Below are 13,267 nucleotides of genomic sequence, written 5' to 3'. Positions count from 1 at the left end.
GATGGGTGTCTCATGCCATCGTAGCTCAGTAGGTAGAGCGTTCGGCTGTTAACCGATTGGTCACAGGTTCGAGCCCTGTCGATGGCGCTTTTGGGCCCATAGCTTAGCCAGGTAGAGCGTCCGGCTCATAACCGGAAGGTCATGGGTTCGAACCCCATTGGGCCCATGGTGACTAAATTTCATATGTGTTCTGCTCCGGTGGTGTAGTCCGGCCAATCATTTCGGCCTTTCGAGCCGAAGACTCGGGTTCGAATCCCGGCCGGAGCATTCTAAAAAAATTTGTTAAGATTTTTAATGGTTTCTATGTATCCTTTGTTTTTTATAAGCGGGGGTGCCCGAGAGGCCAAAGGGGACAGGCTTAGGACCTGTTGACGCAGGTCTACCAGGGTTCAAATCCCTGCTCCCGCACTTTAACATTTTTTTTTATTTGTTTGTATAAATGCCGGGGTAGGGTAGGCGGTCATCCTCCGGGACTGTGGATCCCGGGACTCGGGTTCGAATCTCGGCTCCGGCCCCATTTATAAAAACTTTTTTTCTGATTTTTCTAATACTTTTCAAATGCTCTCTCATTTGCTTTATATATGTCTAAATCAAATTATCTAATTGAGGGTTAAAATGGCAAAAAAAGGATCTGCTGAAGAAAGGGATTTGGTACATAAATTATGGGAAAGAAATTTTGCAGCCATGAGGGCTCCAGCTTCTGGAGGAGCTACAAAAAGGCCATTGCCTGATGTTTTAGCGGGAAACGGCAAAATATATTTGGCGATTGAAGTGAAAACAACTACCAAAGATAAGATTTACATAGAAGAAGAACAAATAATTTCCCTTTGCGAATTTTCAAGGATTTTTGGTGCCAAACCTTATATTGGTGTTAGATTTAAGTATACAAAATGGTTATTCTTAGATCCGAAAACCACTCCCAGAACTAGAAATGGCAATTATAAGGTTGAAAAGGATTATGCACTTGAAAAAGGATTTGAAATAGATGAAATAGCCGGTATTGATAAACAAATGAAATTTGAATAATTGCAAATATTTATATATCATTAAAATGTAACTAATTATGTATGTTATGTGGGGTTATGGTGTAACCTGGCAGCATCGGGGACTCCAGTTGTCTTTGAAGAAATTATACGCGTAACTGAACAGTACTTGTTGTGATGAACAATTGGAGTACTGAGGCAAGAGACATCCCCGGATTGGGGTTCAAATCCCTATGACCCCATTTTTATACAACTTTTTTTCAAAACTTTTAATTACTTTCTTGATTATATTATTTTTCATGAGTTCAATTGTTTTTATAATAGGTTTTAATTATGATTCTAATTGTTATTTAATCGATGACAATATTTTAGTCGATACCGGTGCAGGGCATAATAAGGATTATCTGTTCTCGAAACTTCGCGAAAATGGAGTTGAACCTGAAAACATTGAATTAGTTGTTAATACTCATTGCCATTTTGACCATATTGGAGGCAATCATTTCTTCCCAGATGCCAAAATTGCGGTTCATAGATTAGATGCAATCTCAATGAAAAATAAGGATTCCCTGGGCACTTCGATTTCAGCTTTTGATAATGCGGACAACTCAAGGGTGGACATTGAATTGGAAGAGGGGGATAAAATAGGTGAATTTGAAGTAATTCATACTCCTGGCCACACTAGCGGAGGAATTTGCCTTTGGGATGGTGAAAATCTAATCAGTGGTGATACGATATTCGCAGGCGGCGGCGTTGGCAGAATGGATATTGGCGGAGATTACCAGGATATGAAAAACAGCGTTAAAAAACTAATGGAATTGGATGTTAAAAACATCTATCCCGGCCATGGTCCAATTGTTGAAGGAATTGGAAAAGAACATATTAAAATGTCTTATTCAATTCTCTAGTTTTTTAGAAACCTTTTTCAGGGTTCCTCTTTTAACGAGTAACGATACCTTTTCCCCACGGATGATTGTATCATCAGGTTGTGGGATTATCAGTTTTCCTTGTTTATAAGTGGCAATAATAATGAAATCTTTTGTAGGAGAGACATCCTTAAACTGTTTTCCAACCACTTTATCATTTGTTATTGTCATTTCGATAATTTCAGCGTCTCCTTCGCCGAGTGTTGTTAATTTTGCAGCTCTTGGATTGGTTACGTATTGTGCCAAGTCTCTTGCAGCACTTATTTCTGGACTGATTACTTTATCGATTCCCACTTCTTTAAATGCTTCTTCGTGGTCAGGGTTACTTACACGGGCAACGATAGTTTCAACATTGTATTTTCTAACCAGGATGCATGAAAGCAGGTTTGCTTCATCATTTCCGGTTGTTGCAATGAAACAATCCGCATCTTCAATATTGCTTTCTTCAAGTAATTTGGAACTAGTTCCATTTCCACAAATAACCAGTGCATCTAAATCTGCTGCTACTTCATTACTTAATGCTTCATCACTTTCGATTAAAGTGATGTCTGCACCGCTATCAATCAATAAATTCGCTAGAGCACGTCCGACACGTCCTCCTCCCATAATAATTGCATACACAAAATCGCCCCTTTAACAATTAATAATCAATATTTATATTATCAGTATTATAAACCTATCTTTTAAATATTTCGAAAAATGCTCTTAATGTAATTAACACAGGATATATTTCCAGCCTTCCGGTCCACATATCGAACATGCTGACTATTTTAAGTACTGGATCCAATGTGTGATTGATTATTCCAAGCTCTAAACCGTTATTACCCTGCAGAGACATTGCTGCAAACAAACTTTCAAATGGGTCATAACCATATAGGCAGAATAATGCCCAGGTAAACATTATGAACATCATATAGAGTGTTATGAAACTTCCCGCTTGCGCAATTGATTTTTCAGGGATTCTATGTCCCTGTAATTTCACGGGAACTACTCTTCCATCAGGGGATAAGATTTCTCTGATGTGTCTGTATATTCCTTTAAAGAAGGTAATCATGCGCACAAGTTTAATTGCCCCTACTGTTGACCCGTTGGAACCTCCAGTCAGCATTAAGCACATTAAACATATTATGACAAAACTCGGCCAACCGGCCATGACGTGGGGAGATGCGACGCTCGCACCTGTTGTTGTTATTGCAGACACGACGGTGAATAATAATTCCATCGGAACAATATTTGAAATGAAATAAAGCATCAAGGTTACGCATGCAATGACGCTGATTATAATTTTAAATTGCAAATCATCAAGCAATGATTTTCCTTTTGTTTTAATAACTTTATAATGGACTAAAAAGCTTGTCGCACCCAATATCATCAGCACGATTGTAATGAAGTAGATTATATCGTTTTGGTAGTATCCCATGTTTGCATTTTTGACGTTCATTCCTCCGGTAGAAATGATGGAGAACGTATTGCAGACGGAGTCAAAAACAGGCATTCCTGCAAGAATATATAAAATGATTCCGGCAGTGGTATAAATCAAGTAAATTTTTATTGTTTTTTCAAGTGTGGTTTTAATACTGGGTTTTATACGTTCCTCACGTGCTTCGGATTGGTATAATTTTGATGATACTGATCCGGGTTTTGTTAAAACACCGATTACCATAACGACCACTCCCAAACCACCAATCCACTGTTCAAGAGCTCTGAAAAATAAGATGCTATGAGGCAAGGCTTCAACATTTTCAAAGATTGTCATCCCCGTACCTGTTAGAGCGGATAAACTTTCAAAAACGCCATCAATTGGCGGAATTCCTGTTGCGATTACAAAAACAAATCCTCCAATTAAACCCGCCCAAAACCATGCAAATGACGAAATCATCATTCCATGCTTAAGGCGTATCTTTTTGTTTACTTCTTCATCAAAGTATCTTAATCCAAAAATACCCAACAATATTGAAATTAATCCAGGAATGATAAAACTAGCTAAATCAAATTCAAAATAGATTAAATCAACGAATATAGGGATTAGGCACATTATTCCTATTCCTATCATGATGTATCCTGAATTTCTCGCCACAATCAATAAGTCTGTTTTTGTAATATACCTCATTACTCTAAAATTTGAATAAAATTCTATATAAATTTATAAGTAATAATTAATTAAAATTAATGTAATGGATAAAAAAACAGTATTTTTCCTTGGAGTCAGTATTCTCATTTTACTTGTAATACTGTATTTTGTGGGAATAGAGCAGGTAATCAGTGCTTTGGAGATGGCTAAAATAGAATATATTGGTGTAGCCATTGCTTTTCAGATAATCACTTATTATTTGTTTGCTTTGCGTTGGAAAATCCTCAATGACATGGTAAATATTGATGTGAGCGTTAAAAAACTAATTCCGATGGTTTTAGTGGGGCTTGCCGTAAACAATATCACTCCTTCCGGTCGTGGAGGGGGAGAGCCGGTTAGGGCTTATATTCTGTCACGTGAAGAAGGATACCCTATGGAAGAAACATTTGCAACTGTTGTAGCTGATAGGGCTCTCGACACTTTCCCATTTGTTTTGCTTGCTGTTTTGACAATGATTGGAATGGCTTTATCCTTCCAGTTTGATTTATGGCTGCTTATTTTAATGGTTTTTGTAGTGGTTCTCATTGTAGCTGTCTTGTTTATAATCATCTACATGTCAATTAATCCCGAATTCGGAAAAAGGTTTGACGGTTGGGTAATAAGGCTTGTGAGAAGATTCTACAAGAAAAATTCTGAGGAGTTGGAAGAGAAAATCCACGGAGTAATCAAAGGATTCCAGGACACAATGAAAATGGTAATTTCAAATAAGAATGTATTGTACTATGCACTTCCATTATCGTTCATCATATGGATTTTTGAGATTTTAAGAGTTTATTTCGTGTTCTTGGCTTTCGGAGCGATGGTTAACCCGATTGTAATCGGAGAAGTCTTTATTTTAGCTTCCCTTGCAGGCATGATTCCTCTCTTGCCGGGGGGTCTTGGAGCAGTTGATGGAATAATGATTATTTTCTACTCTGCAGCAGGAATCACCGCTTCAATCAGTGCAGCCGCAACCGTTATTGAAAGATTAATCTCATTCTGGCTGGCCATAATACTTGGTTTGATGATTTTGCCGCATTACGGTTCATCCGTTCTCGATAAGATTTCATTCGGTTCAAAAGAGCAGATTGAAGAGATGTCCGAAGACGAAAATTAAAGGTTATTGTGATGGTTAACGACAATTCTAAGAGAGTTTTTTACTTTGATGCCCTAAGAGCCATTGCCATTCTATGCGTAGTTTTATTGCATGTCACCGGCCATCTTGGAGAGATTATGAATTATGATATCTCAACAATATATTCCCTCAGCGGGGCCTTTGAGATGTTTGCAATTAACTTCTTCAAAATAGGCATTGCATTGTTTCTAATGCTGTCCGGAGCATTGCTTCTTGGGCGTGATTGGGACGTCAGAAGCTTTTTTTCCAAGCGCATCCCGCGTATTGCAAAACCATTTTTATTCTGGTCACTTGTCTTTAGCATAATTTTAATTTCAACCTCCTATTTTATTCCAAGTATTCATTTTGTCAATCAATTTGGAATCATGGACATGTTGGGGGTATTCACAGACACATTGCTATGCAGGGCTCCGGGATCTGCGGTCTACTGGTTTTTCTGGATGATATTGGGAGTTTATTTATTGATGCCGATAGCCAATAGATTGATTAATGGTGCGGATTTGTCTAAAGTAGAGTATTTCTTAATTATCTGGACGGTTTATATCATTGCCGTTTATTCTTTAATGATTCCGATTCCGGAAGCGCTCTCCTTTTTTATAAGCCCAATAGGATTTGCCGTTTTGGGTTATTATCTTAGGTACACTGAAAGGAAAATGTTCAACAATTCCTTTGCAGCGATGCTTCTAATCATAATTCCAGCCATCGTCATGATGATTTACTCATATAGTGTAGTGGACACAAAAATCATGTTTCTCTTTCACAGATACTCCATTTTGGTCATGACTGAAGCGATTGGAGTGTTTTGCCTTTTTAAAAATAGTTCAATCTTAAATAATCCTAAAGACAATATTAAAAAAGCGGTCTCATCAGTTGCGATGTGCAGTTATGGAATGTATCTGATCCATAGCCAGATAATCATGGTGACCCGCAGAATATTGCACCTGTCATTCAACTTCACTGTTGATTATATTATACTATTTATTGCTGGTTTTATCTTATCATGGATAATAATTTATATTTTGGCCAAATTGCCATTAATCGATGAGTATATTGGAGTCAAATGATTATTTAAATGTTTAAAAAATTCTCATTTCTTAGTTAAAATAGAAAACTTTATTTTAATTTATTCTCATAAAATTAATTATCACAAAAAATTATTTTTTTAAAAAAATTTTGGTGAAAATATGGAAATTAATGGTGTAAAAATACAAGAAACCTTTGCAGAAGGTTTTGGAATTAAAGTATCTAGATTAATTATTACTGCAGCTACTAAACATTTAGCTAAAATTGCAGCTACTGAAGCTACCGGATTTGCTACTTCAGTAATTGGATGTCCTGCAGAAGCAGGTATTGACCAATATGTTCCTCCAACTGAATCTCCAGATGGAAGACCTGGTTATGCAATTATGATTTGCCACATGTCTAAAAAAGCTTTAGGCGGACAAATCATGGACAGAATCGGACAATGTGTTTTAACCGCTCCTACCGCAGCAGCATTCAATGCTCTTGAAAGCGAAGAAACCTTCCCAACCGGAAAACAACTCAAATTCTTCGGTGACGGATTTGAAACCGAAAAAGATGTAGACGGTAAAAAAATGCACGTGATTCCAATCATGTCCGGTGAGTTCTTAGTGGAAGATGAAATGGGATGCAAAGACGGAGTAGCTGGTGGAAACTTCTTCATTATGGCTGACAGTCAAATGTCTTCCATTGTTGCTGCTGAAGCAGCTGTCGATGCTATTCACGCTGTTCCTGGTGTAATCACTCCTTTCTCAGGAGGTATGGTTGCTTCCGGTTCCAAAACTGGTTCCAAATACTCTTTCATGAGCGCATCTACCAACGAAAAAGAATGCGTAACCTTAAAAGACCAAGTAGAAACCGAATTACCTGAAAACGTATTCGGAAATATGGAAATCGTTATCGATGGTGTTGATGAGGAATCCGTAAAAGCTGCTATGAAAGCAGGTATTGAAGCTGCTTGTCAAGTGCCTGGCGTTATTGAAATCGGTGCTGGTAACTACGGTGGAAGCTTAGGACCTTACCAAATCCATTTACAAGACTTATTCTAGAGAGTTTCACTCTCTTTCTTTTCTCTTTTTTTTACAAAAATATAATTATCATTTTCAACAAACTATTTCTATAAATGATATGCTGGTTATAATGAACAAACTGTTAATCTTTCCAATTTTACTATTCATGCTTTTAAGCATGGGATTTGTTTGTGCCAATGACAACATCACAGAAGATGTCTCCCTAAATGATGAGGCGGTTTTACAATATAGTGATGACTATCTGAATGACTCTTCACAGATTATGGAGGAATTTTCACAAGGTACAAAAATCCAAGCCGAAAGCATAAAAGCATATTATAAGGATGATGCGGAGATGGTCAGTTACTTGAAGGATTCGAATAATCAACCCCTTTTCAATAAGAAGCTTTCCATTTCTATAAATGATAAGACCTACAACAAATTCACTGATGAAGATGGCAAAGTTGTCCTAAAACTTAACCTATTGCCTGGCACTTATGCTGCAACCATAAAATTCGAAGGCGATGACAATTGTTCTTCAAGTATTGCAAATGCGATAGTCAAGGTAAACAAAGCTCCTTTAACAATCAATACAAAGGATTATAAAACATACTGGCATTCCGATTTGTTCTTCAAAGCGAAAGTTATCAATAAAATCACCAAAAATCCTGTAAAAGGCATTAAAGTAGTATTCAAGGTATTGATAAACAATAAATATAAGGTCTATCATGCAACTACCGATGCCAGGGGTGTCGCAAGTTTGAAAAGGAATTTCAATGTCGGTTCTTATAAAGTTGTAACCTCTATTAAAAATAAAAATGCAAAATCTAAAAATTCCAAGGCCACTCTAACGGTCAAGCCCACAAAGGAATATGGGTGCTGTTCATTTTATGTCCAGGTAAGCAATTATGAAGCCGTTACAGGTTTTAGAAGGGACGGGACAAATGCAGTCAATATTCACATAATAAAATGCAAATGGAATGGCAGAACCGCAGTAAAACAATACAAGACTGGCAGCTACTTTTTCCACACAATAGTCACTTCTGACGGATGGATGGTTGGAACAGGAGGAATTGACAATGCAAACATCAATAAAGCCATTGAAAAGCTCGCTGGAAAAATGGTTAAGACAGGCAAGATAAGTAAAGCATACCTTAAGAAAATCCAGAAGTATGAAAGGGCATTAGGATTGGGACACTTCGCAATCAAATCGCCTAATGGCAAATACGGTCTTGTTTGGGGAAGCGCTATCTATACCGGAAAACTAAAGGCAGGAGAATATTTGAGTGTTCCAAATGGAATATCCTCTTTCAGACACGGCACATGGGCGAAATTCAGTGATAATCCTAAAGATGCGGCCATAAAAGTGGCGGCAACAGATCCATTTGGTATTAACAGGCGGGGAATAGATGTATTCCACTGGAAGGCAACAACAGCTGAGGGCAAAACCGCCTCAACAGTAAAGGTATATGTTACAAATGACAACGGACAGCTACTAGGAAGAAGTTCAACGGCCCATTTAAAAGACAATATCTACTTTGGAAAGAAACTCATCTCTAAAAACCAGCTGCCGAAAACTCCGGCTTCAAAATATCTTGGAACTCATAAGCTTGGAAATATTGACAGGTTAATTAAAACATTGACAACTGTCAAGGCTCCAAAATTGATCAAATCAATTAATGAATCAAAAACTTTTGACATAACCGTCAAAAGCAGGAAAACTGATGAGGCAATTCCAAACTTAAGCCTTAAAATAAAAGTTTCAAATAAAATCTACACTGTTAAAACAGATTCTGATGGCGTGGCTAGGTTCAATACCAGATATCTTGATATTGGAAGCCATGATGTAACCGTATATTCTGCAAACATCAGATATTATGTTTCGGCCAAAAGCACAATCAATATTGTTTAATCTCTTTTGCAGTGATTTCAGCTATCTCTCTATTGGTTAGATTGATACCAATAATCTCTTCCTGCTTTTCCAAATCTTTAATCAATTTATCAAATGTTGGTTTGTCAGGGCCTGAAATTAAATGGGAATGTATGTTGTTCACGGTTTTATATAAATTCTCCACCGCCAATTTCTGGTCATCATTGCTGTTTAAATTATCAATGAATTTCTGCCCGTCTGATAAATCCATAGTTTTAATTTTGCGGGTTAGCGGAGTTTCAATTCCCGGAATATGATATTCAATGTTTTCAAGTGTGCATCCGTTTTCGGTTATTATCTTGAATTCGTCGAATATTTCATCTGTAGTGTGTTTAACAGTTATTTTTAAAACGTGAGGCTTTGCGGATTCAAAGTACAGGTCCTTTCCTCCAATTATTTCTGGAGACACGATTTTATTTGCACCTGCCTTTTTAAGCCTTTTGATATTTTCAAGTTTGCTTGCTCTTGTAACAATCCATGCTGTCGGATTTGTTTCCCTTATTGTCAATACGATGAACAGGTTGCTTACGTCGTCTCCGGTACATATGATTACGCTTCTGCACTTGTCGCCGGCTAATTTTGCAACTAAATCGTCTTCAATGGCATCATCATTAATGACTACAATATTTTCATTTTCTTCAATGGTGTCGCAAATTTCCTTGCTTTTTTCAATGACAATCACATTCTGGTTTCTTTGTGTTAACTCATCAAAGACCACTTTTCCCACTCTTCCGAAACCGCAAATGATATAATAATCTTCCATAACTTCAATTGCTTTCAATTTTCTCGCTCCTTTTGAATATTCGCTCATTTTTTCCTGGACATTTGTTAAGATAATGTTAAATACATAAGCAAGCAGTGCAACACCTCCGAGAGCAAGTGTTGTTGCAAATATCTTTTGAATTCCAGTGGTTGGGATATAATCCCCATATCCTACGGTTGCCATGGTGATAATTGAATAGTAGATGGCATCAATCAGATTCAGATTCATTATAAAAACAGAACCAATGACTCCATAAATAAAAAGGGCCAGTATGATTATCAAACCACTGCTGATGTATTTCACAGGTAATTTTGTCAAAAGTTTAAATGTTATTTTTCGCATATGATTTTTCCTAAAGTTAAGATAATTATATTTATATCGGATACTTATATTTTAATTTATAAGGTGATTTTTTTGCATCCTATTGATATGATGGTTACTGATTATAATTGCGAATATTTGGGCTTGTCAAGGTTATGTCTGATGGAATCTGCGGGCAAGTCTTTAGCAGAGGAAGTGGGTAAAATTGCTGTATATGCGTTTTCAAAACCTGTTAAGGCGGTTATTTTTACAGGATCCGGTGGAAACGGCGGCGACGGTTTTGTTGCAGCAAGATACCTTTTAAATAGAGGCTATGACGTTGATATCTACATGTTAAAGGACAACATTCGCTCAAAAGAGGCCAGAATAAACTTTGAAATCCTGAAAAACATGAAGCCACGTTTGTCCCGTTTGAATATTTATAATCTAAAAACCTTGCAGGACATCGACAATACTGAAGTTGCAAAAAGCGACAATCATGATTATATCATCATAGACGGCCTTTTGGGAACCGGAATCAAAGGAAATCTGCAGCCAAATATCAAAAGGGCCATTGAGATTATTAACCAGTCAAATGGCGTTAAGATTAGTGTCGACGTGCCTTCCGGCATGGATCCCTTAACCGGTGAAGTCAGTGACCTTGCTGTGGTTCCGGATTATACAATAAGTTTTCATAAAATCAAAACAGGCGTAAGGGATGCTGAAGAGGAATTTGTAGGTGGCCTTGTAACTGCAGATATTGGAATCCCATTTGAGGCGGAATATTTTGTCAATTTCGGAGACTTCCTAAGGCTAAAAAACAGGGATGAAAAATCACACAAGGGCAACAATGGAAGATTATTGATTGTTGGGGGAAGCAAGGACTATTCAGGCGCTCCTGCAATTGCCGGAATGGCAGCGATCGGTGCGGGTGCAGATCTGGTATACGTTGCAGCTCCTGAAAAATCCGGCGAAGCCATCAAATCAACATCTCCGGACTTAATCGTCAAATCATTGGAGGGCGACAGATTATCCCTAAATCATCTTGATGATATAATGGATATGGCCGATAATGCTGATGCGGTTTTGATAGGTCCCGGTGCAGGAATTGATGAGGAAACTTCAAAACTTTTCAATGTTTTGGTTTCAAAAATCAAAAAACCGATTGTATTGGATGCGGATAGCTTAAAACTGGTTGAATTATCCTTGATTAAAAATCGTGATGACATCGTATTAACTCCGCATATCTTCGAGTTCAAATCATTTTTCAATGTCAAAGAGGATATAAAATTGGATATTGACTCATACGACTTCAATAAAGTGGATGAAAATATCACACAATTCCAAAGAATCACCCGCCAAATCAAAGGAACCGTAATTGTTAAGGGGCAATATGATTTAATACTTTCAGGAACTCGCTTTAGAATTAACAAATCAGGCAATGCAGGAATGACAGTCGGAGGAACTGGCGATGCCCTTTCAGGAATCTGCGCCAGCCTTTTGACACAGGGGTTAAATTCATTTGACTGCGCATGTTTAGGGGTTTTCATAAATGGTGTAGCGGGAGATAAGGCATTTGATGAAAAAGGAAACGGATTTTCAGCAACAGACCTGGTTTCATTCATCGGCAGCGTGATTAAAGATGGATTATGTTAAAGGCATTTTCAAAAACCGGCCGAACAGGTTCATTGCTGAAGTTGAAGTTGACGGGAAACTTGAAATTGCCCATGTGCCCAATACCGGACGCTGCAAAGAATTGTTGATTGAAGATGCGGCTGTCTGGCTCAAACCATCCGATAATCCCAACCGCAAAACGAAATTTTCCCTTCATTTTGTTGAAAACAAGGGTGTTCTCGTTTCGCTTTTTTCTCAGGAAGCCAACAAAATAGTATACGATGCAATCGTTGACGGAAAAATTAAGGAGCTTTCGGACTATGACTATCACCAACGAGAAAAAACCGTTGATGACTCACGAATAGACATTTACCTGGCCAATCATGAGGAGGACTGTTGTGGTGTGAACTTTTTGATTGAGCCTTGTTATGTTGAAGTCAAGGGAGTGACCTTGATTGTCGACGGGGAGGCCAGATTTCCGGATGCTCCTACCGAAAGGGGTGCAAAACATTTAAAAGAGTTAATAAAACTTAAAAAGGAAGGAAACAGGTGTGTAGTGTTTTTCCTGATACAGCATCCGATAGGCAAATTCTTCAGGCCAAATTGGGAAAATGACCCTGTATTCAGCCGGACTTTAAATGAAGCATTTGATGAGGGTGTTGAAATTCTGGTTTACGGGTGTGATAATCAGTTGTCCGGAATTGAGTTAATTCCCGAGTCCTTAGATTTTGATTTGGGACAATGTCGCTCCGATAGCATCGTTGATGACTAAATTCGCCAAATCATCATAAGGGGTTTCGCTTTTGTTAATCAACACTAAATTTTTTCCATTAAAGTAATTTATCAATCCTGCGGCGGGATACACGACAAGTGAGGTTCCGCCAATTATCAAGGTCTCAGCATCAGATATGTAGTCGATTGCAAAGCTTAGAATGGCATTGTTCAATGGCTCTTCATATAGCACAACATCTGGTTTAATGATGCCTCCGCATTCACACCTTGGAATGGATTCGCTTTCCAAAATATGGTCTAAAGGGTATTCCTTATGGCAGATTTGACAATAGTTTCTGTGAATGCTTCCGTGAAGTTCCAAAACTTCTCTGCTTCCCGCTTTTTGATGAAGGCCATCAATATTCTGGGTTATAACTGCCTTTAATTTTCCCGCTTTTTCAAGTTCCGCCAATTTCAAATGGGCGGGATTTGGTTCGGCGTCTTTAAAAACAAGATTTTCTTTGTAATAAGTGTAAAACTCTTCGGTATGGTCTAAATAATAGCTATGGGATACCAGGTTTTCAGGTGTGTCTCCGTATTTTTCCAGACTTTTAAATATTCCGCTTTCAGACCTGAAATCAGGTATTCCGCTTTCTGTTGAAACGCCCGCTCCTCCAAAAAATACTATATTGTCTGAAGCATTAATAATTTCTTGCAGTTGGCTTATTTTGGACATTTTTCAAAAAAAGAAGTAATGATAGCTAAAAG

Annotated in this window: 12 protein-coding genes and 6 tRNA genes; 14 read left to right on the top strand and 4 right to left on the bottom strand. The window is 37.8% G+C overall.

Going from position 1 to position 13,267, the window contains the following annotated elements:
- Positions 1–14: 14 nt before the first annotated feature.
- The 8 genes from IJF99_RS03040 (at position 15) to IJF99_RS03005 (ending at position 1,888) form a co-directional block, all read left to right on the top strand.
- Positions 15–87, top strand: a tRNA-Asn gene (locus tag IJF99_RS03040).
- A gap of 5 nt (positions 88–92) precedes the next feature.
- Positions 93–166 (top strand) — tRNA-Ile (locus IJF99_RS03035).
- Positions 167–192: 26 nt separating this feature from the next.
- A tRNA-Glu gene (locus IJF99_RS03030) sits at positions 193–267 on the top strand.
- Positions 268–325: 58 nt separating this feature from the next.
- A tRNA-Leu gene (locus tag IJF99_RS03025) sits at positions 326–408 on the top strand.
- Positions 409–441: 33 nt separating this feature from the next.
- Positions 442–517, top strand: a tRNA-His gene (locus IJF99_RS03020).
- A gap of 98 nt (positions 518–615) precedes the next feature.
- Positions 616–1,026, top strand: coding sequence for a Holliday junction resolvase Hjc (gene hjc / locus IJF99_RS03015; protein WP_292791924.1), 411 nt, complete (start codon positions 616–618; stop codon positions 1,024–1,026).
- A 50-nt stretch (positions 1,027–1,076) separates the two neighbouring features.
- Positions 1,077–1,225 (top strand) — tRNA-Trp (locus IJF99_RS03010).
- A gap of 57 nt (positions 1,226–1,282) precedes the next feature.
- Positions 1,283–1,888 (top strand): MBL fold metallo-hydrolase, encoded by a 606-nt coding sequence (locus IJF99_RS03005; RefSeq protein WP_292791922.1) that lies wholly within the window; start codon positions 1,283–1,285, stop codon positions 1,886–1,888.
- Here IJF99_RS03005 and IJF99_RS03000 read toward each other — a convergent pair.
- Both IJF99_RS03000 and IJF99_RS02995 read right to left on the bottom strand, forming a co-directional pair.
- A complete protein-coding gene (locus IJF99_RS03000) occupies positions 1,877–2,527 on the bottom strand; it encodes a TrkA family potassium uptake protein (protein ID WP_292791919.1) in 651 nt (216 codons plus the stop codon). The genes IJF99_RS03005 and IJF99_RS03000 overlap by 12 nt on opposite strands.
- A gap of 55 nt (positions 2,528–2,582) precedes the next feature.
- Positions 2,583–4,016, bottom strand: a complete 1,434-nt coding sequence (locus IJF99_RS02995) for a TrkH family potassium uptake protein (RefSeq protein ID WP_292791916.1) — start codon at positions 4,014–4,016, stop codon at positions 2,583–2,585.
- 64 nt (positions 4,017–4,080) lie between these two features.
- Here IJF99_RS02995 and IJF99_RS02990 point away from each other — a divergent pair, with 64 nt between their 5' ends.
- The 4 genes from IJF99_RS02990 to IJF99_RS02975 all read left to right on the top strand — a co-directional run bounded on the left by IJF99_RS02990 (position 4,081) and on the right by IJF99_RS02975 (position 9,093).
- Complete coding sequence (locus IJF99_RS02990) at positions 4,081–5,133, top strand: UPF0104 family protein (protein WP_292791913.1); 1,053 nt, start codon at positions 4,081–4,083, stop codon at positions 5,131–5,133.
- Between the two features lie 11 nt (positions 5,134–5,144).
- Positions 5,145–6,215 (top strand): acyltransferase, encoded by a 1,071-nt coding sequence (locus IJF99_RS02985; RefSeq protein ID WP_292791910.1) that lies wholly within the window; start codon positions 5,145–5,147, stop codon positions 6,213–6,215.
- Between the two features lie 120 nt (positions 6,216–6,335).
- Positions 6,336–7,220 (top strand): formylmethanofuran--tetrahydromethanopterin N-formyltransferase, encoded by an 885-nt coding sequence (gene fhcD / locus IJF99_RS02980; protein WP_292791908.1) that lies wholly within the window; start codon positions 6,336–6,338, stop codon positions 7,218–7,220.
- A 91-nt stretch (positions 7,221–7,311) separates the two neighbouring features.
- Positions 7,312–9,093 (top strand): hypothetical protein, encoded by a 1,782-nt coding sequence (locus tag IJF99_RS02975; protein WP_292791905.1) that lies wholly within the window; start codon positions 7,312–7,314, stop codon positions 9,091–9,093.
- On the opposite strand, the gene IJF99_RS02970 is transcribed toward IJF99_RS02975, so the two are convergent.
- Entirely contained in the window at positions 9,080–10,192 is a 1,113-nt protein-coding gene (locus tag IJF99_RS02970; protein WP_292791902.1) for an NAD-binding protein, read from the bottom strand. The two genes, IJF99_RS02975 and IJF99_RS02970, sit on opposite strands and share 14 nt — an antisense overlap.
- A gap of 96 nt (positions 10,193–10,288) precedes the next feature.
- On the opposite strand from IJF99_RS02970, the gene IJF99_RS02965 reads away from it, so the two are divergent.
- Together IJF99_RS02965 and sfsA are read left to right on the top strand one after the other, a co-directional pair.
- The gene (locus IJF99_RS02965) at positions 10,289–11,830 is read left to right on the top strand and encodes an NAD(P)H-hydrate dehydratase (protein ID WP_292791899.1); all 1,542 of its coding nucleotides are present in this window, start codon (positions 10,289–10,291) and stop codon (positions 11,828–11,830) included.
- Positions 11,817–12,560: a DNA/RNA nuclease SfsA gene (sfsA, locus tag IJF99_RS02960; protein ID WP_292791896.1), complete on the top strand. Its 744-nt coding sequence runs from the start codon at positions 11,817–11,819 to the stop codon at positions 12,558–12,560. Before IJF99_RS02965 ends, sfsA begins: the two co-directional genes overlap by 14 nt.
- Here sfsA and IJF99_RS02955 read toward each other — a convergent pair.
- Positions 12,510–13,235, bottom strand: coding sequence for an NAD-dependent protein deacylase (locus IJF99_RS02955; protein WP_292791893.1), 726 nt, complete (start codon positions 13,233–13,235; stop codon positions 12,510–12,512). The two genes, sfsA and IJF99_RS02955, sit on opposite strands and share 51 nt — an antisense overlap.
- Positions 13,236–13,267: the final 32 nt, after the last annotated feature.

Origin of the sequence: Methanobrevibacter sp. (assembly GCF_017406825.1) — an archaeon.
Classification (GTDB): Archaea; Methanobacteriota; Methanobacteria; order Methanobacteriales; family Methanobacteriaceae; genus Methanocatella.
This window is presented reverse-complemented; position numbering and strand designations above follow the sequence as displayed.